A 21,463-nucleotide genomic window follows, 5' to 3' on the forward strand; every position below is an offset into this window, starting at 1 on the left:
CGCCACATTAACGGTTGCAGGCCCCGACTTAATAGGGCACTATTTAGCGCATGACCTTCACCACTCGCACTCGCCGGAAGAGCACCGTCGCTCGCGCCGCAGACGCCCTCGTCCTCGAGATCACCGACCACCTGTCCACAGCCGACGTGATCCGCATCGAGCCCTGGCCCGGTCGCGAGGGCGAGCTACGCGCAATCAGCCTCGCCGACGGCTCCTTCTCGGCTTGGATCCCCGCCGGCGCCCGCGGCCTCGGTTGCGGCCTGGCGCGCGTCGAGCCCGACGGGACCGTCGTCGACTGGCTGCCCGCGGCGGCCTAGCTCGCGAGGACCAGCCTTGGCCGCAGCAAATCGACTTGCTCGCCTCTACGCGGTCCGGTTCTTGACGTGAAGCGGACTCGCTCCACCCGCACCTTCACGGCGACCTCGTCCGCTCCGAGCTTCGACAGCAGTGCAGCGTCGTGAGCAAACTCGCGATCGAGTGAGGTCCACGCACGCGAGCCACCCCCGACGCGAACGCGCGCAGTCGTCCGCTGCCACAGACGCGGATAACCGGACGACGGCAGACAGACGTATCGCAGATCGAATCGTGGGTCCCCCTCCGCGACGTCGTAGGCCACGAAAATTCCGTCCGTTCGACGGGCGAGCTCGCGCCGAACGATTTCACCCGGCCGGACGAGCCCGTCGACCTGGGCGATGACCTCCACGAGGTCAGCAGGCATTAGGACTAGCTGCGCCTGATTGTATTCAGCCACTTCAGTCCTCAACCGCTCGTACGTTCTCGGTGCCCCGCTCTCCGCCGGGCAGGTCCCGTGGATCGGGAGGGCCTCGGCCGGATGACGCCGTCTGTCGACCGCCGCACCGCTCGAGTGAGCGGCGGAGTCGATGGCCGGGGACCCGTTCGAGGATACCGGCTCGTTCCCCCGAGCGGGTCGGACTCCGATCGGCCGGACTCCGAGCGGGTCAGCCGTCGAGCGGGACGGTCTGGCCGATCAGGCAGGCGCCGGTGGCGATGGGCGCCGCGACGACGACGTGCACACCGTCGCTCTTCGGCCCGTACTGCCCGATGAGGCACGCGTCGGACATCTTGACGGAGACCTGGACCGAATCGGCCTCGAGACCGATCGAGGTCTCGTCGGCCGTCAGCTGCATCGACTCCTTCGCGAATCCGTTCGCGACGAGGGCGTCGACGACGCTGCGGCCGGGCGCGGACGGATCGGCGCCGACGACTCCGGTGACGACCTGCTCGAAGAACGGGCGGTTCTCCTCCGCGGTGCCCCCGGGCACGAGGGCGACCGGAGCGGAGGGAGCCTCGGAGGCGGTCGGTACGGCCGCGGCCGACGAGGAGACCGTCGGAGCAGGAGTGTCGGAGGCGGTGCAGCCCGCGAGCAGGAGCATCCCCAGGACGAGCGCACCCTGCGCGATGACGGAGGACGCCGCGGCCCGCGGCGGCACCTTGCTCCTCGGTGGCACGGGGCTCCTCTCGCCGGCAGCGGATCTCGAGCCGGACCCACCGCGCGCGGACGCTCGCGAAGGAGCTCTCAGAACGGGGTGTCCACCGATTCTAACGACGGCTCCGCGGCCGCACCGGGCGACACCGCACCCCAGTCGCCCGAGGTCTCCGCTCCGTCGGCGGACGGGGCGGTCTCGCTCCACGCGGGCGCGGCGCCGGGAGCTGCGGGGGCGGCGGACTTGCCGACCGTCCTGCTGTAGCTGGTCGTGCCCCAGGCGAGGTCGTGGCCGATCCCGTCGGCATTGACCGCGACGTCGGTGCCCGTCTTGCCTCCCGCCTCCCACGGACGCACGGTGAGGCGGCCGGTGACGATGACGCGGTCGCCGCGGGCCAGGGATGCGAGCGCGTTGCCGGCGAGTCCGTTGAAGGCGTTCACGGTGTACCAGTTGGTCGCGGCGTCGACCCAGCGCTGTGCGGCGCGGTCGTAGCGCCGCTGGGCGGAGGCCAGCCGGAAGGTCGTCATCGCAGTGCCGTTCGCTGTGTCGATGCTGCGCGGGTCGGTGCCGATGACTCCGATGACGGTCATGGTGTCGGTCATTGTCGTGTCCTCTCGTCGGTGATCGCGGGTGCGATCGAACGGCGCCCGATCGGAGGGGGCTGGTACCGACCGGGCGCCGCAGGGACAGTGTCACGACGAACGGCCCGCCTCCGTTCGGAGTGCGGGCCGTTCTGGGGAGGAGCCGATCGAGACGGCGCCTGGGGAGGAGCGCTAGGACGCCGTGATGTAGGACGAGTAGGACTTGCGGATCTTGTTCACCTTCGGCAGCGCCACGGCGAGGCAGTAGCCCTGGCCGGGGTTCTTCGTGAAGAAGTCCTGGTGGTAGTCCTCGGCCTCGAAGTACACGCCCAGCGGCGAGATCTCGGTGACGATCGGGCCGTCCCACCACTCGGCGGCGCGGTCGCGAGCCGTCTCGAACAGCTCCTTCTCCTCGTCGCTCGAGTAGTACATCGCCGAGCGGTACTGCGTGCCGACGTCGTTGCCCTGGCGGTTCAGCTGGCGCGGGTCGTGCAGGGTGAAGAAGACGTCGAGGATGACCGACTCGGGGATGACGTCGGGGTCGAAGGTCACGGCGACCGCCTCGGCGTGGCCGGTGCGGCCCGTGCAGACGGCCTCGTAGGACGGGTCCGGCGTGGATCCGCCGGTATAGCCGGAGACGACGTCGGTCACGCCGTCGAGGACGCGGTAGACGGCGTCGAGACACCAGAAGCATCCTCCGGCGAGTACGAATGTGCGCATTGCGTGTGGCTCACTTCCTGTCGCAGCGACGCAGCCGGGGCGCCGGTCGCGTCACTCGAGTCAACACCCTGTGACGCCCGCGCATTCCGCCGGGCGGAGGCCTGGAATAGAGTCCACAGGTGAGCTACGACGCCGCCCCCGACCGCTACGACCGCATGGACTACCGACGAGTGGGAAGGAGCGGGCTGAAGCTGCCCGCCCTCTCACTCGGACTGTGGCACAACTTCGGTTCCGACCGCCCCCTCGACACCCAGCGCGCGATCCTGCGCCGCGCCTTCGACCTCGGGATCACGCACTTCGATCTCGCGAACAACTACGGCCCTCCCTACGGCGCGGCCGAGACGGCGTTCGGGCGGATCTTCGCCGAGGACTTCCGCCCCTACCGCGACGAGATCGTGCTCTCCTCCAAGGCCGGCTACGACATGTGGCCCGGGCCCTACGGCGACGGAGGCTCGCGCAAGTACCTGCTCTCCTCGCTCGACCAGAGCCTCGAGCGCCTCGGAGTGGACTACGTCGACGTCTTCTACTCGCACCGCCCCGACCCGGCCACGCCGATCGAGGAGACGATGGGGGCGCTCGCCTCTGCCGTGCAGCAGGGCAAGGCGCTCTACGTCGGCATCTCGAACTACGACCCCGAGCAGACGCGGGCCGCGCAGAGCGCTCTCGCCGAGACCGGCGTGCCGCTGCTGATCCACCAGCCCCGCTACTCGATGTTCGACCGTCACGTCGAAGACGGCCTCTTCCCGGTCCTCGAGGAGATCGGTGCCGGCTGCATCGTCTTCTCGCCCCTCGCGCAGGGGCTGCTGACCGACCGCTACCTCGACGGCGCCATTCCGGAGGGGTCGCGCGCCGCGACCTCGCGCTTCCTCTCCTCCGAGCGCATCGACCAGGCCTACCTCGACCGCGTGCGCGGTCTCGCCGCGATCGCCCAGGCCCGCGGGCAGTCGGTGGCGCAGCTCGCCCTGGCCTGGGTGCTGCGCTCGCCCGCCGTCACCAGCGCGGTGATCGGCGCCTCGAGCATCGGCCAGCTGGAGCAGAACGTGGCGGCCCTGGACGCCGGCCCGCTCAGCGCAGAGGAGATCGAGGAGATCGAGGAGTTCGCCGTGCACGGCACCGGGCTCTGAGCCGCCCTCGGGGAATGTCGGTGGTCGCTCGTAGTCTGCGAAGGCACTCGGCCGCGGGGTGCGCCGAGCACTCGAGCAGGAGGTCCCGATGTCCCTGTCCACCTTGCACGCCACCCGCGTCCCGCCCACTCTCACGCGGGTGAACCCCCGCCTCTGGCGGGTCGCCGCGACCTCCGGTGCCGTCGTCGGCCACATCGAGCTGGTCGACGACCCCCGGGGGGAGCGGTTCCGCGCCCGGCTCCTCCGCGACGGCATGCCGTCCGGGGCCGAGATCGGCGAGTTCTGGAGCGTCGACGACGCGGCCGAGGTCTTCCGCGTCGCCTGAGGCTCCTGTTCGGCGGCCGCCGTGCCATTCCCCCGTGCTGCTGTCCCGTGCGGCTGCCCCCGCGCGCCGCGCCGATCGCCAGTCGGTCGGCGCGGCACACGGGCGGCGGCACGACGGCGGGCTAGCGTTCGCCTCATGCAGTGGTGGAACGAGTTCGTGACCTGGATCCAGACGACCGACGGGCACCGATCGGTGTTCCTCGCCGTCGTCATCCTGCTCGCCGTGGTGATCGGAGTGATCGTGACGGCCGCGGTCTTCCGCGGCTCGATCGCGCGCCTGATCCGGCAGCAGGAGCACGAGCGCAAGAACGCGGTGATCGCGACGCTCATCGATGCCGCGGTCGACGCCTCCGCCTGGAACGTCCTCACGCAGTCCGAGCGCATCCTCAGCGACCGCGCCGCCGCGCAGGCCGAGACGCACCTCCGCCTGCTCCCGATCAAGGGGTCCGGAGTCGCCGCGAACTGGGCGGCGCACGAGCTCGCCGATCTCAAGCACACCTCTTCGACCGGCGGCTACCAGACGCAGGCGAGCATCGGCGAGTTCCGCGACCGCCTCGTGCAGTGGCGCGACAAGCCGAGCCGCGCGCGCAAGGCCTTCCTCGCCGACCTCGAGCGCTGGCGCTTCTCCGAGACCTCTCGGCCCGAGACTCCCGCGGCCCCCGGATCCGAGCGGGCCCCCTCGTCCGAGACCGCTCCGACGACCCGCGTCGCGACCGAGCCCTCGACGGCGCAGCCCGCTCCCCCGGCAGCCCCGGTCGTCATCGGCGCCGGCACCGCCGAGTCGTCGGACACCTCCTACCAGCGGCCGTCGACTCCGACGATCGTGCTCCCGCCCGCGCCATCGGCGTCCTCACACGATGAAACGCGCCAGCTTCTCGACGACGTGGACCGCCTCGACGTGCCCTCGCGGGAGCGCCCGGTCGAGGAGCTGCCCCCGGTGGAGCAGCCGTCCCCGGCCTCGAACGACGAGACCCGCGAGGAGTCGCCCACGACCGCGCCCTCCGCTCGCAGCGCCGACTGACACGGCGCCGGCCGACGGAGGCCGATCGGACAACGAGAGAAGGCCCCTGCCGCAGATGCGGCGGGGGCCTTCTCCCTGGTGCGGATGGTGCAGGTTGTACGCCTCAGACGTGTGCATCACGTGCACGAGCGACTCGGCCGACCAGCACGGCGAGGGGCGCCGCGACGATCGTCCACGCAACGGCGATTCCACCGAGAATGGCGAGGAGCAGCATGGTCGTACCTCCGTTCCTTACGTCGTTGTAATTCCGGACACCTCCACAGTAGGTGCCTGGAACACACTCAAGACGCAGTTGCTCGGAAACACGCCGGTGTTGCCTCGATATTCGAGGTGTGTTAGGTGACTTTAAGCCGTGGGCGCGCGTCGCGCCCGCTCGTATCAGTGGGGTGCCCCCGGCAGGAATCGAACCTGCGGCCAAGAGATTACTTGGCCCCGGTCACGCCGCTCTTCGGATCAGAGAAGGCGGTCGCGTGATGGCGGCGCAAGAGATGGCGCTGACCGACTGGTCAGCCTGGAAGGCGAGTGGCTACCGTCGCGTCACCCACGTCGGGATCTTGGGCGACGGCCGAGCGCACGCGACGCTCCTGAGCGTCTCGAAGTCGGGCTTGCGAGTCCGCATCGCGGCGAACGGCACGATCGAACGCTGGCACCCGAGCGACGTCCGCCCCGGCTGGTTGTGACTACCCAGCGGTCAAGGTGCCTCCTCCCACACAGGTGGACGACATCAGGCGACACTCGACGATGCTCGCGCTGCGGGCACCTTGAGCATTCCGAGTACGACGCGCTCTTCAACGAGCTCGTCTGGCGTGCGGCGCCTGAGTAGACACACAGCTTCTTTCTGGTCTAGACAACACCTGTCGCTCTACGCCCACAAAGGGGCCGCCCCTGACGGGGGGTATCCGCCTAACGTCGGACATCCCGCACCTGGCGGGACGCCGACGACGATCCACTGGGGGATAACCGAATGCTCTCCACACCCGACCTCCTCGACCTCTGGTCCGCCGAGATGCGCGCGCAGCACTGCCGCGAACGCACCATCCGCGAGCGCCTCTACCTGATGCGCGCGCTCGAGCGGTTCTGCGAACGAGCACTGCTCGAGCTCACCCGGCACGACCTGATCCGCTTCCTCGGCCGCCGCGACCTCTCCGGTCGGACGAAACAGAATTACCGCTCGCACATCCACACCTTCTACACGTGGATGCAGGACGAGCAGCTGCGCCTCGACAACCCCGCCGCCCGACTCCCCCGCCCACGCGTCGAGAAGCGCGAACCCAACCCCGTCACTCGAGAGCAGCTGCAGCGCGTCCTCGACAGCGGCATCTACGGCGCGACCCGCATGAAGATCCTGCTCTACGCGTTCAACGGGCTCCGCGCCTCCGAGATCGCCGCGATCGCCGGCGACGCGATCGACTGGGAAGAGCGCCGCGTCTTCACCCGCGAAGGTAAGGGCCGGAAGGAGGTCTGGCGCCCGCTACACCCCCTCGTGTGGGAGGAAGCGCAGAAGTACCCCCGCGCCGGATGGTGGTTCCCCTCCCCCATCATCGAAGGCGTCCACGTCGGCGGGAAGTCCGTCTCCGCCACCCTCAGCGCCGCCTTCAAGCGCGCCGGCATCGAGCACACCGGACACCACCTCCGCGCGTTCTTCATCACGGAACTGCTCGAGGCCGGCGTCCACCCCGACGTCGCGCAGCACCTCGCCCGGCACTCCACCGGCGAGACACTCCGCGAGTACGCGCGACCCTCCGACCGCCGATCCCGCGAAGCCCTCGAGCTGCTGCCCTCCGTGGTCGTACCCATCACCGCCGCCCGCGGCCGGTACCGAGCGGGAGGGCTCGCAGAGGCCGCGTAGTACCCTGTCGAGGCGCCCCCGTAGCTCAGTGGATAGAGCAGCAGCCTTCTAATCTGACGGTCGCAGGTTCGAGTCCTGCCGGGGGCACCTCAGCCAGAACGGCCTCGATGCCACGCGAGGAACGCCTCCGCAGCGTCGCGCAGCGAGTCACCGCCGCCCACCACCCACTCGTCCCGCGTCACGCAGACGTAGGTCGGCAGGCCCTGGTACTCGACCAGGCGGATCCAGCCGAGCTCCTCGCGCTTGTCGCCCATCCTCCACTCGCGCGGACTGACCGAGCGAGAGACCATGCTCAGCGGAGTCCAGTGGTGTGACATGGCCCAATGATGAGGGGCACCGCTGACACGCCTCACTGCGCACCTCTGACGGTACGATCCACACGTGTCGGACATCCCCACTCCCCCAGCCCCCGCGAAGCGCCGACCCCCGATCGGATGCCTCGTCCTAGTAGGCGTCGTCGTGCTCGCCTTCGCCGGCTGCATCAAGGGCATCAGCGAGATCTCGAGCGAGTCCGACAGCGGCGACAACCAGTACGAGGCGATCGCTCAATGCGAGGCGCGGATCGAGCGTCTGCTGAAAGCGCCAGCCACTGCGGAATTCGATAGCTCCGCGACCGGCGGGGGCACGTGGAAAGTGACCGGTTCGGTAGATGCGGAGAACTCCTTCGGCGCGACGCTCCGATCGAACTATGCCTGCACTGTCGTGGTGAACGGCGACGGGAGGCTAACAACGACGGTCGACTCCTTCGACGGCTAAGCACACACGACGAAACGCCCCCTCGCCGCTCCCGAAGGAGGGCGAGGGGGCGTTTCGTGTGTCCGGGTCAGGGGGCTGCGGTGTAGGTGTCGGCGAGCAGGGTGCCGCCGGTGCCGAACTCGCGCGCGTAGATGGCCTGGTCGATCTTGTCGACCTGCTCCCACGTGCGGCCGGAGACGGTCAGATCCTCGACGACCAGGCGGTACAGGATCGTCGCGCCCTGCGCGCCACGGCGGCTGTTCTGCGCGTTGTAGTTGCGGGGGCCCATGTTCCACAGCGTGGCGTTCTGGGAGTCGTAGGCGACCGCACCGGTGAGCGCGGCGCTCGTGTTCTTCACCGCCGCGTCCGCGAGGACGGGCCCGAGGACGTTGGTGGTGACGCCCCGCTGCTTCCCGACGATCGCAGGCGGCGACGGCATGACCGGCACCGAGCCCATGCCGACGAGCTGACCGCTCGCCAGCTGCGTCACTCCCGCGTTGACGCTCATCAGCGCGGAGCCGTTGCCAGGCGTCCCAGGAGCGGTGAGCGCGAGGCGCGTGCGGAAGAAGTGGGCCGAGAAGTAGAACTCGTGCCCGCTCGTCCGCAGGTAGTTGTAGAGCGGTGCCTTCATGTTCAGGTCCATGCCGGCATTGCCGGTCGCGCTCACCGGGATACCGACGTGCAGGCCGCCCTTCGGCGTGATCTCCTGCAGAACGCCGAGGGATGCGCCGAGCGACCACACGCTCAGGTCCGCGTCCGATGGCGTCGCCCCGATGAGCGTTGCCGCCTGATCGCGGAAGCGGTTCGTGACGGTTCCGCCGTTCGCGGGAGGTGTCGAGCCGAAGCCGCCCGGGGTGACGAGGACGAGCGTGCCGGGAGACTCGAGCGCGTCGATCAGCGAGACGTACTCGAGCCCCTCCTCGTAGGGGTCCGGCCAGTCGCTGTCGGACTGAGTGATGATGGAGGCCATGCGTTAGCTCCTGCCCTTGATGTGGATGATGTTGAGCGCGCCGACGCCGACGCCGACGGGCGCGGCACCGGGGGCACCGGCGGACCAGAAGGCCCCCGGCGTGATCGGCGAGAGGTAGACCTTCTGGTCGAAGGTCCAGGCGCCGCCGGTCTGCGTCTGGCCGGGGAACAGCTTCGCCTCGCGGAGAACGCGCACCCGCTCGCCCGCGGCTGCAGCGTTGAGCGCGACTCCGACGAACTGGTCCGCGGTCGCGTCGGTCGGGGCGACCTTCACGACGTTGCGGGCGCCGTCGAACACGAGCGCCTGCCACTTCGCGATCGGGCCCGAGGCGGTCGCGACGAGCTCCTTGTCCGGCTGTGACGGGTAGTAGTCCGAGCCGGTGGTGTCCTCCCAGCCCATGACGTCGCAGCCGAGCAGCGTGATCGCGAACTCGACGTGGGGAGCCGACCCATCCGTCGCGCGCCAGGGCGTCGCCTCGTGCCGGATGTAGTGCCCGCCGATCTTGCAGTTGACGAGCTCGAGGCGGTCCGTGGTCTGCGACCCGAGAGACGCGACGAGCATCGAGAGCGCGCCGCCGGGCTCGAGGACGCACTCGGTGAGACGCGACACGGACGGCCGGTCGAGGAAGGGCCGGTTGGAGTGCACCGCGAAGGCGTGCCCCTTCGCCTGGAAGGTCGTCCGGGTGTGCTCCTGCACGAGGCCACGCGCGGTCCCGGATCCCCAGGCGGGCGGTGCCGTCCAGGAGCCGGGGACAGTGTTGCCCTCGTGAACGAAGCGGCAGTCGGTGGTCACCTGCCGGGTGTTGACGTTCGTCGCGTCCTGGTCGTGGTGCGCGGCATAGCGGCCGTTCTTCACCGACACCTCGAGGCCGACGAGCTCGATGTCGTGAATCGGCCAGATCGGCGACTCCGTGTTCGCCACCGCGACCGACACCGTGTCCGGGTTCTCCAAGCGGATGCGGGCGCCGTAGCGCACCGGCGAGATGAGCCGCACCCGCGTCGGCGGGATGCGCTCCCGCAGGCTGTAGACGCCCGGGGTGAGGAAGATGTCGTACCACCAGCCGTTCACCGCATCGGCCTCGATCGCCTGCAGCGTGGCCTCGAGTGTCTCCGGCGTCACGGTGATCTCGCGGCCGCGGGAGAACCACAGCGGGAGGAACCGCATCGCCCAGCGGCGCAGCACACCGGCGGTGATCTTGCCGCCGACCGTGAGAGCCTCGCTGCCTCGCCTGCGCTTGTCCATCGCGCCGGAGAGGCCGTCCTGCGGCACGAACACGTGCCCCGACTGCTTCGCGATCACCTTGCGCGAATGCGGCATCGGGCCGCCGGTGCGGCGGTCGACCGCGTTCCAAGCGAGAAATCCCCGCTTGCTGCGGATTCCCCAGGCGGCGTCCGTGACCGTGTCGTCCACCAGCAGAGCCACCCGATCGTCTCCTATGCCGCCCTGCAGGATGTCGCGGCCCGCGAGCCCCGTCGCGAGCGCCTGGTCGACGCCTTCCTGCACGATCGTGGGGTCCTCGGCCAGAGTCCTCACCACGACGAGACGGACCCGGCCGTCGACCGCGGCCTGCATCTGCGTGCCGTCGGCGAGGATCAGCATCGCGCCGGTCACATCGCCCATCACCGCGATCTGCCCGACCGGGATCATCGTTATCTCGTCCACTTGGCGACTCCGTCCTCGTAGTAGGTGGCGGTCAGAAGGTCGATGTACGCAGGGAACCGGTGCCCGGGGTACACGATGTTGGGGTTGCCGAGCCCCGGCACGATCACCGCGGGAGGAGCCGGCGCGAGGAGCAGATCACCGATGCGCCCTCCCGAGCGCGGCACCCGCAGCTTCCACGGGAGTCGCTCGTACGCCGACGCCTGCCCCGCGACGAGATAGGACACCTCGGGGGTGAACCACATCTCGGGCGAGACGGTCATCGTCGGGTAGAGCGCCGCCGAGAAGGCGCTGTCCGACGCGACCGTCGCATCGATCGGCTTCGCGGAGAGCAGCCGGCCCTTGTCGACCCCGGGGCCCGAGGGGACGAACCGGAGCCGCACGGCCTGGTCGGCCATGGGCGCGAGCGCGAAGTCGGTCAGGAAGCCCCAGACCTCGACCGTGCCCTCCACCTCGCCGTCGCCGGGTACCGTCAGCGCGTAGTTCGTCGACTGCCGCATGATGCCGGCCGCGTTCGTCGCCTCCGCTCGCACGCGGCGGTTGAAGGCAGTCGTGAGGCCGGTGAAGGTCCGCTCGGTGTCCTTCGTCTCGTCGCCGCTCGGGGCGTCGTCGATGTACCACTGCACGTCAAACGCGCCGCCGGCGGGGAGCCCCGCCGTCGCCTTGATCGAGGTCGGCGAGAGCACCTCCGCGGTGACGGTGAAGGCCGGGGGTGGGGTGTCCGTCGGCTTCAGCGGCGTCCGCTGCGTGATGATGTTCGACGCCTTGCGGCCCGCGGCCGCGGACCAGGCGACGACGTGCACGTTGTACTCCTCGCCCGGCGTCAGCCCGGAGAGGTCGAACGCAAGCACCGCCGGACTCACCTGCTTGACCAGGAAGGCGCCCGACATCACGTCGTAGCCCTCCGCGCCGGCCGATGCGGTCCACTCGATCCGCCCCGACGTCGGCTCGAGCGAGACGAGCGTGAGCACCGGCGCGGGGAGCTCGCCCACCGGGTTGCCCGAGCCGATCGTCACGTTCCGCACGTTCGACTCGGTGCGCAGCGTGCCGTCGGTCGCGACCACCTGGTAGCCGTAGGAGCTTCCGGTCTGCACCGCTGAGTCGCGGTAGGTCGTCACGGTGAGGCCCTGCGCGATGGTCCCGCCGGGCGTGCGCACGATGTCGTACTTGATCGCGGCGCCCTCGGGGTCCGTGCTCACGCCCCACTCGAGGGTGGCGGAGGTGGGCGTGACGACCGGCTGCGACAGCGCGAAGTCGGTGGGTGCCTTGTTCGACGGTGCCGCGATCGCGGCGTTGTCGTAGACCGCCTTGAGGTACTCGCGCGTCTGCTCGGGAGCCTGCGCGAGGAACCACGACTTCGGCATGTTCGCGAGGGTGGTGTCGACTCCCCACTGCGCACCCGAGGATGGCTGCTGCGAGGCCTGCGGGGCGGCGGAGAGCACAGAGTCCTTCTGCCAGAGGAAGTCGGACGAGCCGACCGTGCCGATGACGACGAGGCGCGTGGCGGTGCACCCGGAGGGCCCGCCGTTGATCGCGTTGGGGTTCACGCGGCCCTTGCCGTCCGGGGTGTAGCCGACCGCATCGAATGGCAGCGGGAAGACGGTGTTCGTCGACTGACCACCGACGACCAGGACGTCCTCGTAGTGGTAGCCGGTGAGCGCGCCGGTGGCCTGAATCGCGGCGTTCGTGGAGCCGTAGATGATCGACCGCTTCCACCGGAAGTTCGACATCACCGAGCTGCCCGACACCTGGCAGGAGTCGGTGTGCGACGGGTCGTCCTTCTGCGACTGCGTCTTAGGCGTCTCGTGGAACGCCGGCGCGACGTGGATGCCCTTGAGGAGGATCCCGGAGATGCTCGCGTTGGCGCCCGATCGGATCGCGGCGACGTCCATGTTGTTGTTGGCGTACTTCTTGAGCGTCGACTCCGGGATCGAGATGTTGCAGATCTCGACGCCGGAGACGGGCTTGTTGTCGCTCGACTGGATGCCGAAGTACCAGAGCTTCCCCATGTTGAAGATCGCGCCCTCGGTCGAGTCCGAGAGGAGCACGCCCTTGTTGACGCCGAAGGCGAAGGTCGTCGCGTTGAACTCGATGCCGCCGAGGGCGACACCGGGGATGCGGAGGCGCACCGACTTGGAGAAGGTGACCGAGCCCCACGGGTTCTTGTTGATCACGAGCGCGCGGCGCTTGCGGCCGGTGCGTCCGTAGTCGAGCCAGATCGTGGAGCCAGCTCCCGCACCGTCAGGCGCGGCGGTGCCGTCGAGGAGCCAGACGACGACCCCCGCATCCCACTCGGCGTCAGAGAAGCCTTCGAGCGCGGCCTTGATCGCGGCCGGCGTGAACGCGGCCTCCTTCTGGCGGGAGGCGGGGAAGGTGAGCGCCTCGGCGCGGGTGGGGGTGCGCTCGGGGTGAAGGTCGGTGGCGGGGCCGTACTTGGCTGGGGCGGGTCCGGGCATGTTGAAGCTCCTCAGAGGGCGTCAGGCGCCCGGCATCCGGGCATGCGAAAGCCCCCGCCGGAATCGACAGGGGCTGAGGGTGGAGCACGGGTGCGGTGAGGGTCAGCGGCGAGCGCCGAGGGTCGCCTGTTCCTTCTGAGCTCGGAGGACCTCGGCTGCCAGGGCGGACTCGGAGGTGCCTGGGGCGGCCGTGATGTTGACGGTCACCGGCTTGGCCTCGTGGCGGCCGTCTCGCTGGCCGTCCTCGCGGACCTTCGCGCCGATCTCGGTCGCGAGCGCGGACAGCGCGGCGTAGATGACGATGACGAGGTCCTGCGGGGTGAAGCCGAGGATGAGCGGCAGGATCAGGGTCGCGATCGCGGCGAGGATCGCGGCGCCGGTCTTGAGGCCGCCGGCCCATCGGCCGCGCAGGAGCGGCACGAGGTAGGTGGTGATGACGCCGGCGAGCAGTGCGAGGAGCTGGCCGGCTTCGGTCTGGTCGACGGTCTGGTCGTCGAGGGCCGCCTGCAGGGAGGCGACGAGCAGGATGAGGCCGGGCAGGAGCGCGGCGAGGTAGTTGCGGATCACGGGGTCTCCTTGATGGGTGTGGCTGTCCCGGTGGGCAGCGTGGGTGCGGGGATGGGCTCGAGGTCGGGCCACTTGGGGAGCTCGGCCGGGGGGAGGCCGTGGTCGATGAGGCGCCGGCGGAGGACAGAGGAGTACTCCTCGAGGCGCCGGCGGTTGCGGCCCTCGGCGTCGGCGCGCTGGTCGGCGGCTTCCGCGCGGTGGTACTCGCGGTCGCGCTGCGCGACGAGGTCGTTCTTCCGGTTCGCTTCCTTCGCGGAGACGCCGGTGCGGATGAGGGTGATGATCGAGACGAGCTCGCGGAAGAAGACGCCGATGCCGCCCGCTCCGAGAACCGCGACGACGAGGGCGACGACGTTCACGTTCTCCATGGGCTCCCCTACTCGAGCCGCGGCGCGACGTCCTGAGTTCGCCTCCGCAGCATCTCGGCGACCCTCGACTGGAAGTCCTTGTGCGTGGGGTCGGACGCGAAGATCTGCAGCTCGATGTACCGGCGGATGAGGACGAGCATCGCGACGAACACGAGCGTCGTCGCGACGGCCGCGGTGATCGAGTCGAACGCGGTCCGGCCGAGGATCACGAGGTAGATCAGGATCCCGAAGACGCCGGCGGGCGCTGCGGGCACTTCGAACACCCAGTAGCGGGTGAGACGCCCGAAGAAGCCGAGTGCGCCGCCGACGAGGAGGAGCGCAGACCAGACGGTGATGAGCCAGTCCCAGCCTGCGAGCTCGACGACGACCGACGTCGGCGTGAAGAAGAACGCGTAGACGCCGCCGGCGACGATCGCGAGGTAGATGATCATGTCGATGATCCGGATGAGCGCCTCGAGGCGCCGGCGCTTCTCGTCGGGGATCGGGTAGCGGTCCATGCCGCGGGCTCTAGACGGCCGTCGGCACGAGGACGGGCTGGTCGCCGGCCTTCGCTTCGGCGTCGATGCGCTCGAGCTCCTCGTCGCCGATCTCGTCGATCTGGCGGGCGAGCTCGGCGATCTGGGCTGCGTCGTAGGTGCGCGGGGATCCGCAGAGCATCCTCGCGAAGTTGTAGCGCAGCGTCGGGTACGCCTTGCGGTCCGCCCAGTTCTGGACGAAGCCGTCGGCGGCGAACAGGGCGATGGTGAGCTGCGCGTCGACGCCGGCGCCGAGGGTGTACCAGAACTGTCCGAAGACGCCGATCGACACTTCGCCGCGCTCGACGTCCTCGTAGACGCGGGCGACGCCCGGCCCGCGGCCCTCGCGGGCGATGATGTCGATCACGTTGCGGAGCAGCGCGCGAAGGTTGTCCTCGAGCGTGTTGAGGCGGTCTCCGATGTTGTCGTGGTCCTGCTTCATCGTGCGCAGCAGCGCTCGGTCTTCGTCCGTGAACATGTCGTCCTCCTCAATGGGCGCGGCGGGCGCCGCTGGGCGTGTCGGCTGCGTGGTCGCGGCCGCCGGGAAGTAGTCGGTGAAGCGGCGCCGCTGGCCGGTCGCGGTCAGGCAGTGGATGTGCAGGTGCACATCCCCGCCACGGTCGTGGCCTTTCGCGGAGGCACCCGAGAATCCGCAAGTCTCGCCCTCGGCGTAGTGCTTTGCCGCGCCGAAGGCGGACTGGTGCTGCAGCACGACAGCGACGACATCGCGGATGGGGACGTCGAGCATCAGGACCGAGCGACGCCCCGCGGATCCGACCTGGCCGCACTGGAACTCCGGGAACGGACGAGGCCGGCCCGAGGTGAAGAGCGAGCCGCTCGCGGGCGCCGGCAGCAGCGTGCCGTACGGGAGGGGGTAATCCTCGCCGCCCAGCGAGTAGGAGGCGTGGGCGGCCCACGTGCCGGTGATGCGCCAGCGCGCGAACGGGTTGTGGGGCACGAGGGCCTCCTCAAGATCAGGCCGCGATCGCGGCGCGGATGTACGGGCGCGGGTCCTCGACGCCGCCCTCCCAGGGCTTGATCGAGACGCGGGACGCGGTGAAGTGCACGTGCGTGCCGAAAGACAGGGATCCGGTGTCGCCGATCGGGCCGACCGAATCGCCCGCCGCGACGGTGGTGCCGACGGCGATGCCCTTCGCGTTGAGGTGCGAGTACCCGAAGTTCAGGCCGTCCCCGCGGTCGATCGTGACGACCCAGCCGAGCGCGTCGTCCCACTCCGAGAGAACGACGGTCCCGCCGGAGAGGGCGGGGACGGGGGTGCCGGTGTCCCATCCGTTGATGTCTTGGCCGCGGTGCGGGTTTGGTCGGTTCTCTTCGGCGCCGTACTCGTCGCCCCAGTGATCGAGCGCGTAGAACGTCTTCACCGACTGAGGCCCCGGGCCACCGGGGTCCCCGGGGTTGCCGCCGCCGCCAGAGAGTTGGACGAGGCGCCCGGAAGGCTCGATCCCGAGGGCTGCGCCAGTTCCTTGCGGCACATCCGAGACGTAGGCGTTGCCGTCGCGCAGCTCGAGGCCGGGGCCGGTCTTCTGCTTGATGCGCACGTTGCCGGCGTCCATGAGGACGAAAGAGCCGTCCTTGCCGCGGATCTCGATCGCGTCGTCGGTGCCGATGACGATGCGGGAGGCGCCGCGCTCGATGGTGACGGCGCCGTCCTCGATCTGGAAGCGTCCGCCGCCGCCCTCGACGAGAAGGCTGTTCTGGTTCAGCTGCACGGTGGACGCCCAAGCGCGCAGCTCGACGGGCACGCCGTAGGCGACGAGCTTGCCCTTGCCGTCCTCGAAGAGGACCCGCATGGAGTAGTTCGCGTCGCCCTCCTGGGAGACGATGACTTGGCCTCCGCCGAAGACGTGCATCGATCCGACGAGGTCGACCTTGCCGGTCAGCTCGGCGGGTCCGTCCCAGACCAGGGTGCCGTCACCTTCGAGGCGGCCGGTGATGTTGATGGTGCCGTAGACCTTCGCGGATCCGCCGCCGTCAGCGCCGGATTCGACGTCGCCGACGACGAGGCCCTCGGGCGAGCGGATGGTGAGGGCGCCGCGGTCGACGGATCCGTTGTTGAGGGGGTTCGCGAGCGCGAGGCGCTTCACGAGTCGCCAGAGCGCGGCGAGGCTCAGGTCCTCGGGGTTGTCGATTCCCATCTCATGCCACCTCCTGGGTCGTCAGGGCGAGTTCCTCGTCGAGGCCGCCGGCGATCGCGATGATGTAGAGCTCGCTCCAGCCGTCGTCGATGAAGACGTGGCCGAACCAGCCGAGGTGGATGCGGCCGCCGATGGTGAGGCGGCCCGGCGGTACGGGGAGCAAGGAGGCGAGCACGCTGAAGGTGCGCTGCTCGATGGGGTCGCGGTGCGTCTCGAGGTCCACTGCGGCCATCGCTTCGAGTTGCCCGCCGCTCTCGTCTGACTTGCCGAAGATGGTGCGGTCGAGGATGGGGGTCGTGAAGTTCTCGAAGGTGCCGGCGAAGCCGACCTTCATCGACTCGCCGGATCCGTTGCCGATCGCGAAGACGCCGGTGAGCTGCCCGGCTCCGTCGCTCTTCACGCGCAGCTTCCGCGCGATCGGGCTCGGCGACGTCGCGACGATGTCGACCGTCTCCCCGGCGATCAGCGGCGTGCCGATGAGGGCGAGGTGCTCGAGGCGGTGGTCGTCGTCCCAGCGGGGCCGGAACCAGATGTGGGTGCCGGCGTCTTCGAGGGACACGAGGGCGTCCTCGATCGTCTGGAAGGTGTCGTTCGGCCACGTCATCGACATGTCGCCGGCCGCGTCAGCCGGGCGAGCGACGCGGAGTCGCCACGGATGGTCGTCGGGAGCCCCGTCGTTCGTCGCCCGCTCGACGATCGCGCGCAGGGCGCCGGCGGGAGCGCGGTCAGCGAACTCGAGGGGTGATCCGACGTCGTAGCCGCGGTGGCCCCAGGTGAAGCGGCGGGAGAAGAGCGCGCGCAGCTCCACGTGGTTCAGGATGAGCCGGGCCGCGTCCTCGTCCCACTCCCACGCGATGAGCAGTCCGGCGTAGATCGGGTCCTCGTCGTTCCAGGACTGCACGAGCACGCGCGTCCAGGAGTGCGCGATGTCCTGCCACTGCGCCTTGCTCAGGCCGGGTAGCACCGGCCCGTGGAGGATGAAGCTGTGCGCGCCGCCGCCGGGTTGGCTGGCGGAGATGTTCCAGTTGCCGTCGGCCGGGATCACGCGGTAGAGGCGCTGCCCGGTCTGGAGGTCGCAGATCCACCAGTTCCACATGTGTGCTCCGATCAGCCGGCGAGGTGCGTGTCCGTGAGGGTCACCTTCAGGACCGCGAGGTTCGTCGCGGTGTGCTGGAACTGGACGCCGGGCGGGATCGCCCACGTGTCGGCTCGGCCGACGCCGCCCGCGACGAACTGGTCGTTGATGCGGAGACGGCCGTCGCGCATGTCGACCGACGCCTGCTCCCCGGCCGCGATCGGGCGAAGGATCTCGTACTGACGCCCCTCCGGGCCGTTGATCGTCGTCCCCGCGGGCAGCACCCCGAAGACGTCGATGACCGGCAACGCCGGGAACGAGCCGTAGTGGAAGGCGGGCTCGTTCTCATAGACGAACCGCTGGCCGTAGATGCGCGGGTCAGCGCACCGCAGCTGCAGCGTCCATCGTGCGAGCTCGTCGCCCGGCAGCATCTGGAAGCTCGAGAGCTGCCGGGTCGCGAGCGCGTGAGTCACCTCGCCATCGCGCTGCACCTCAACGCGACCGGAGCCGCCGTCAGCGAGGAGCGCGGCGAAGGCCCGCGCCTTGCGCCGCAGCTCCTGCGCGCTCGGCGCCTCAGCGAGCCCGCCCCACGTGAGAGTGCGCGCGCCCAGCCATCCCGGTGAATCGAACCCGCCGTGCGCGGCCGCGAAGAGAGTCTCGTCGCGGCGGAAGTCGACGGAGTCGTACCAGCCGAGGAACTTGTCCTGCTCGATCGAGAATCCGGTGTGTGCGTCTTCCGTGTGCAGAACAAAACCGTCCACGGTGATCTGGTCGCCGATCCGCTTCACAGCAGCCCCCGCAGTCTGATCGTCGTCCAGTCCGAGGCGGCCTGACCGATCTCGCGCTCGGACTGTCGCGGCTGCGGGTGGATGTGCTGGGTCACGTTCACGGAAGGACCCTCCCGGACGATGGCAGCGGATCCCGAGCCCCCGGCTCCCGCCCCGCGGACGTAGGCGCGGTCCTGCGAGGGGTAGGCGCGCGCCCAGGCGGAGGCGTCGTAGGGGTCTGCGGAGTGGCGGGTGGCGGTGCCGCCGTCGGCGAAGGCTCCCGCGAGGACGCCGCGCAGCTGCTCGATGCTCGCGCCGGCGTTCACCGCCTTGAGGAGGGAGCGGTTGCGGTCGGCCTGGCCCTTCTTGTTGCTGATGATCTCCTCTCCGACGGAGAGCGCGTAGACGCCGGCCGTGTCGGAGGAGGCCGTGCCCGGGCCGTAGATGGTTCCGCCGTCCGCCCGACCCTCTCGAGAGTCGGAGTAGGCCGCGCCGTTGGGTGAGATGTTCGGCGTGACGGAGATGTTGCCGAGCGCGAGGAGGCGTTCGCGCAGCGCCGCGACCTTCCCCTCGGCGGTCGACGTGTCGATGTTGAGCGACGGGTTCTCGGACTCGACGATCAGGCCGTACTCGGCGATGATCTCCTGAACAGTCGACGTGCCGTCCGCGAGCTTGCGGGCGATCTCGTTCGCCGTGGCCTGGCCGAGCTGCTCGCCGGCGGCCGCGACAACGGGCGCGGCGATCTCGAGCGCTCCGGTGAAGGCGGCGGCGCCGTCGGATGCGCCGGCGGCGAAGAGCTCCTCGAAGCGGGCGAGCTCTTCCTCGGAGGCGTCGACGAGCTCGGCGACCAGGGGGGCGCCGTCCGTGCCGAGCTTCGCGAGCTCGTCGAGCGTGCCCTTCGACACCCGGCCCGCGAGGGAGAGGATGTTCGCTTCCCAGTTGGTCTGCGCGTCGATCTGCTCCTGCAGGTCCGTGAGGTAGGCGTCCATGCTGAAGGAGACGCCGTCGTAGTAGTCCTCCCAGGAGTCGCCGGCGTCGTCGGTGGAGTCAGCAGTCGACTGTGCCCACTCCTGCTGCTTGGTGACGACCGAGTCCATGGCGCCGACGATCGAGAAGAAGCTCTGGTCGGCCTTGACCATTTCCTCGCGCCAGTCCTGCAGCGCCTTCTCGGCTTCCTCCGACAGCGCGGCGGCCTGCTGCATCCCCTCAGAGAGCTCTCCGCTGGTGGTCGCTGCGAGTTGCGCGGCGCTGTCGCGCGCGGCCTGCGCTGCGAGATCGCCCTTGCCGAGTGCCAGGTTGTAGAGCTCCTGGTCAGTGAGGGTCTTGCCCTGGCTGGCCGCGAGGTCGATCAGGGCGGCCTTGTAGTCGGGGAACGCCTCGAGGAGATCGCGCACGGCCTTCTCGTCGCCGCCGGCTGCGTCGGACAGCTCGGTGAACTTGCGGCTGGCCTGGGCGAGGTCGGTCTTCGCCATGTCGGCGAGGGAGCGGCCGTAGGCGGAGAACTTGGCGGCGTTGTCCTTGAACCCCGCGGACAGGTTGGTGACCCCCTGGGTGACGCCGTCGATCGCGGCGGCGACCCCCTGCCAGGGGCGGCCGGACGCGAAGAAGTTCCCGGAGTAGAGCTGGGTCAGGGTCTGGCGCAGTTCCTCGCTGCCGCCCTGCATGAGGTCGATCTGGTCGAGGAACTCGTCCGGACCGCCGACCCGGAAGGCGGCGTCGACCTCGGCGAGGGCTGCGGTGGTCAGCTGCGACTCGGTCGTCGACTGTGCAAGGCCAGTGGTCAGAGCGGCGAGCGCGACAGCGACGAGGCCGCCCTTGCCGACGGTCTTGGCGACGCCGCGGCCCGTGATGTCGAGCTCCTGCAGCGCGACCTTCGTCGCGGCGATCTTGGGGACGAGGGTGAGGAAGGCGCCGCCGGTGAGCGCGAGGCCTCCGACGAGCAGGCCGAGGCCGAGGGTGAGACCCTGGACGACGTCGGGCGCGTCGGCGAATCCGGAGACGAGGTCGGTGACGGTCTGGGTCAGGAACCGCAGGCCGTCGTTGGCGAAGGACCCGGTCTTGATGAGGGCGGTGTCGAAGGATCCGCCGAGCGCCTCGATGTCCCCGTTGAGGTTGTCGAGCTTCATCTCCGCGGTCTCGGCCGCGTAGCCGCTGTCGTTGGTCTTGTCGATCCAGTCCTGGATGCCGTCGGCGCCCTGGGCGTAGAGGACGTTCGCTGCGCGGACCGCGTCGTTGCCGAAGATCTGCGCGAGGGCGGCGTTGCGGTTCTCGTCGGTCAGGCCGCCGAGCTTCGTCTCGAGCTGCCCGGCGATCTCGGACATGCCGAGCATCTTGCCCTGGGCGTCGTAGACCGAGATCCCGTACTCGTCCATGATCCCGCGAGACTTCGCGGACGGGTTCTGCAGAGCGAGGATCGCGGTCTTGAGGGAGGTGCCGGCGTCGGAGCCGAGCAGACCAGCGGAGGCGAACGCGGCGAGGGCGCCGGTGGTCTCCTCGATCGAGAAGCCCGCCTGCGACGCGACGAGGCCGCCCTGGTTGAGGGCCTGCGAGAGGTCTTCGACCGAGCCCTGCGCCTTGCCGGCGCCGGCGGCGAGGAGGTCCGCGATGTGCGGGACCTCGGATCCTTCCTTGTTGAACTGGGTCATGGCGGTCGCGGCGATCGCGGCCGCGTCGGCGACGCCCAGCCCGCCGGCCGAGGCGAGGTCGAGCGAGCCTGCGAGGGCGCCGCCCATGACGTCGGCGGTGGAGACGCCGGCCTTGGACAGCTCGTCGACGGCGTTCGCTGCCTCGGTGGCGGAGAACACGGTCTCGGCGCCGGCGTCCAGGGCCGCCTCTCGAAGGAGACCCATGTTGTCGGCGGTCTCGTGGGTGGAGGCCTGCACCTCGGACATCGCCTGGTCGAACTCGGCGAACTTGGCGACGGACCCTCCGACGGCGGCGAGGACGGCGCCGCCGAAGACCAGGGAGGTCGAGCCGAGCTCCTGCATCGCGTCGCGCTGGCGGCCGAGCGACGCTTCTGCGTCCTTCGAGGAGTCGCGGGTGGCCTTCGCGGCCTTCTCGACGCCGTCGATGTAGCCGCTGACCTGAGCGAGGAGGCTGATCTTGGTGATGCGCTCGGGCATGTTCGCCTC

23 protein-coding genes and 1 tRNA gene are annotated in these 21,463 nt (G+C 69.8%); 8 read left to right on the top strand and 16 right to left on the bottom strand.

From position 1 onward, the window contains the following. The first annotated feature begins 50 nt into the window (after positions 1-50). Entirely contained in the window at positions 51-317 is a 267-nt protein-coding gene (locus GRS96_RS12240; protein ID WP_159988575.1) for a hypothetical protein, read from the top strand. Here the strand turns inward: GRS96_RS12240 and GRS96_RS12245 are convergent. The 4 genes from GRS96_RS12245 to msrA form a co-directional block, all read right to left on the bottom strand. After that, the gene (locus GRS96_RS12245; RefSeq protein WP_159988576.1) at positions 314-751 is read right to left on the bottom strand and encodes a hypothetical protein; all 438 of its coding nucleotides are present in this window, start codon (positions 749-751) and stop codon (positions 314-316) included. The genes GRS96_RS12240 and GRS96_RS12245 overlap by 4 nt on opposite strands. 208 nt (positions 752-959) lie before the next feature. After that, positions 960-1,469 carry a DUF6993 domain-containing protein gene (locus tag GRS96_RS12250; RefSeq protein WP_235021818.1) on the bottom strand — a complete coding sequence of 170 codons (510 nt, stop codon included), beginning with the start codon at positions 1,467-1,469 and terminating at the stop codon, positions 960-962. A gap of 68 nt (positions 1,470-1,537) precedes the next feature. Next, positions 1,538-2,047, bottom strand: coding sequence for a single-stranded DNA-binding protein (locus tag GRS96_RS12255; protein ID WP_159988577.1), 510 nt, complete (start codon positions 2,045-2,047; stop codon positions 1,538-1,540). 171 nt (positions 2,048-2,218) lie between these two features. Further along, complete coding sequence (gene msrA, locus GRS96_RS12260; RefSeq protein WP_159853818.1) at positions 2,219-2,746, bottom strand: peptide-methionine (S)-S-oxide reductase MsrA; 528 nt, start codon at positions 2,744-2,746, stop codon at positions 2,219-2,221. A gap of 119 nt (positions 2,747-2,865) precedes the next feature. On the opposite strand from msrA, the gene mgrA reads away from it, so the two are divergent. The 6 genes from mgrA to GRS96_RS12290 all read left to right on the top strand — a co-directional run bounded on the left by mgrA (position 2,866) and on the right by GRS96_RS12290 (position 7,151). Continuing rightward, positions 2,866-3,870 carry an L-glyceraldehyde 3-phosphate reductase gene (gene mgrA / locus GRS96_RS12265; protein WP_159988578.1) on the top strand — a complete coding sequence of 335 codons (1,005 nt, stop codon included), beginning with the start codon at positions 2,866-2,868 and terminating at the stop codon, positions 3,868-3,870. An 88-nt stretch (positions 3,871-3,958) separates the two neighbouring features. Continuing rightward, on the top strand, positions 3,959-4,195 hold the full coding sequence (locus tag GRS96_RS12270; protein ID WP_159988579.1) for a hypothetical protein: 237 nt from the start codon (positions 3,959-3,961) through the stop codon (positions 4,193-4,195). A gap of 135 nt (positions 4,196-4,330) precedes the next feature. Next, positions 4,331-5,215 (top strand): hypothetical protein, encoded by an 885-nt coding sequence (locus GRS96_RS12275; protein WP_159988580.1) that lies wholly within the window; start codon positions 4,331-4,333, stop codon positions 5,213-5,215. A gap of 488 nt (positions 5,216-5,703) precedes the next feature. Beyond that, positions 5,704-5,895, top strand: coding sequence for a hypothetical protein (locus tag GRS96_RS12280; protein WP_159988581.1), 192 nt, complete (start codon positions 5,704-5,706; stop codon positions 5,893-5,895). Positions 5,896-6,179: 284 nt separating this feature from the next. Next, complete coding sequence (locus GRS96_RS12285) at positions 6,180-7,064, top strand: tyrosine-type recombinase/integrase (protein WP_159988582.1); 885 nt, start codon at positions 6,180-6,182, stop codon at positions 7,062-7,064. Between the two features lie 14 nt (positions 7,065-7,078). Beyond that, a tRNA-Arg gene (locus tag GRS96_RS12290) sits at positions 7,079-7,151 on the top strand. Between the two features lie 2 nt (positions 7,152-7,153). Here GRS96_RS12290 and GRS96_RS12295 read toward each other — a convergent pair. After that, positions 7,154-7,381 (bottom strand): hypothetical protein, encoded by a 228-nt coding sequence (locus GRS96_RS12295; protein WP_159988583.1) that lies wholly within the window; start codon positions 7,379-7,381, stop codon positions 7,154-7,156. Positions 7,382-7,445: 64 nt separating this feature from the next. Here GRS96_RS12295 and GRS96_RS12300 point away from each other — a divergent pair, with 64 nt between their 5' ends. After that, a complete protein-coding gene (locus GRS96_RS12300) occupies positions 7,446-7,820 on the top strand; it encodes a hypothetical protein (protein ID WP_204162079.1) in 375 nt (124 codons plus the stop codon). Between the two features lie 67 nt (positions 7,821-7,887). Here the strand turns inward: GRS96_RS12300 and GRS96_RS12305 are convergent, their stop codons facing one another. The 11 genes from GRS96_RS12305 to GRS96_RS12355 form a co-directional block, all read right to left on the bottom strand. After that, complete coding sequence (locus GRS96_RS12305; RefSeq protein ID WP_159988584.1) at positions 7,888-8,769, bottom strand: hypothetical protein; 882 nt, start codon at positions 8,767-8,769, stop codon at positions 7,888-7,890. Between the two features lie 3 nt (positions 8,770-8,772). Further along, positions 8,773-10,431 (bottom strand): hypothetical protein, encoded by a 1,659-nt coding sequence (locus tag GRS96_RS12310; protein WP_159988585.1) that lies wholly within the window; start codon positions 10,429-10,431, stop codon positions 8,773-8,775. Further along, positions 10,419-12,884: a hypothetical protein gene (locus GRS96_RS12315; RefSeq protein WP_159988586.1), complete on the bottom strand. Its 2,466-nt coding sequence runs from the start codon at positions 12,882-12,884 to the stop codon at positions 10,419-10,421. Before GRS96_RS12315 ends, GRS96_RS12310 begins: the two co-directional genes overlap by 13 nt. Positions 12,885-12,986: 102 nt before the next feature. After that, positions 12,987-13,451: a hypothetical protein gene (locus GRS96_RS12320; protein ID WP_159988587.1), complete on the bottom strand. Its 465-nt coding sequence runs from the start codon at positions 13,449-13,451 to the stop codon at positions 12,987-12,989. Continuing rightward, positions 13,448-13,819 (bottom strand): hypothetical protein, encoded by a 372-nt coding sequence (locus GRS96_RS12325; protein ID WP_159988588.1) that lies wholly within the window; start codon positions 13,817-13,819, stop codon positions 13,448-13,450. The genes GRS96_RS12320 and GRS96_RS12325 overlap by 4 nt, the downstream gene beginning before the upstream one ends. An 8-nt stretch (positions 13,820-13,827) precedes the next feature. Continuing rightward, a complete protein-coding gene (locus tag GRS96_RS12330; protein ID WP_159988589.1) occupies positions 13,828-14,316 on the bottom strand; it encodes a hypothetical protein in 489 nt (162 codons plus the stop codon). Positions 14,317-14,326: 10 nt separating this feature from the next. Beyond that, positions 14,327-15,292, bottom strand: coding sequence for a hypothetical protein (locus GRS96_RS12335; protein ID WP_159988590.1), 966 nt, complete (start codon positions 15,290-15,292; stop codon positions 14,327-14,329). A 16-nt stretch (positions 15,293-15,308) separates the two neighbouring features. After that, positions 15,309-16,490, bottom strand: coding sequence for a M23 family metallopeptidase (locus tag GRS96_RS12340; protein ID WP_159988591.1), 1,182 nt, complete (start codon positions 16,488-16,490; stop codon positions 15,309-15,311). Between the two features lies 1 nt (position 16,491). Beyond that, positions 16,492-17,586 (bottom strand): hypothetical protein, encoded by a 1,095-nt coding sequence (locus GRS96_RS12345; RefSeq protein ID WP_159988592.1) that lies wholly within the window; start codon positions 17,584-17,586, stop codon positions 16,492-16,494. Positions 17,587-17,597: 11 nt separating this feature from the next. Next, positions 17,598-18,353, bottom strand: a complete 756-nt coding sequence (locus GRS96_RS12350) for a hypothetical protein (RefSeq protein ID WP_159988593.1) — start codon at positions 18,351-18,353, stop codon at positions 17,598-17,600. Continuing rightward, positions 18,350-21,454: a phage tail tape measure protein gene (locus GRS96_RS12355; protein ID WP_159988594.1), complete on the bottom strand. Its 3,105-nt coding sequence runs from the start codon at positions 21,452-21,454 to the stop codon at positions 18,350-18,352. The genes GRS96_RS12350 and GRS96_RS12355 overlap by 4 nt, the downstream gene beginning before the upstream one ends. Between the last annotated feature and the right edge of the window lie 9 nt (positions 21,455-21,463).

It is taken from the genome of Rathayibacter sp. VKM Ac-2803 (genome assembly GCF_009807175.1).
In the GTDB taxonomy this organism is placed as follows: Bacteria; Actinomycetota; Actinomycetes; order Actinomycetales; family Microbacteriaceae; genus Rathayibacter.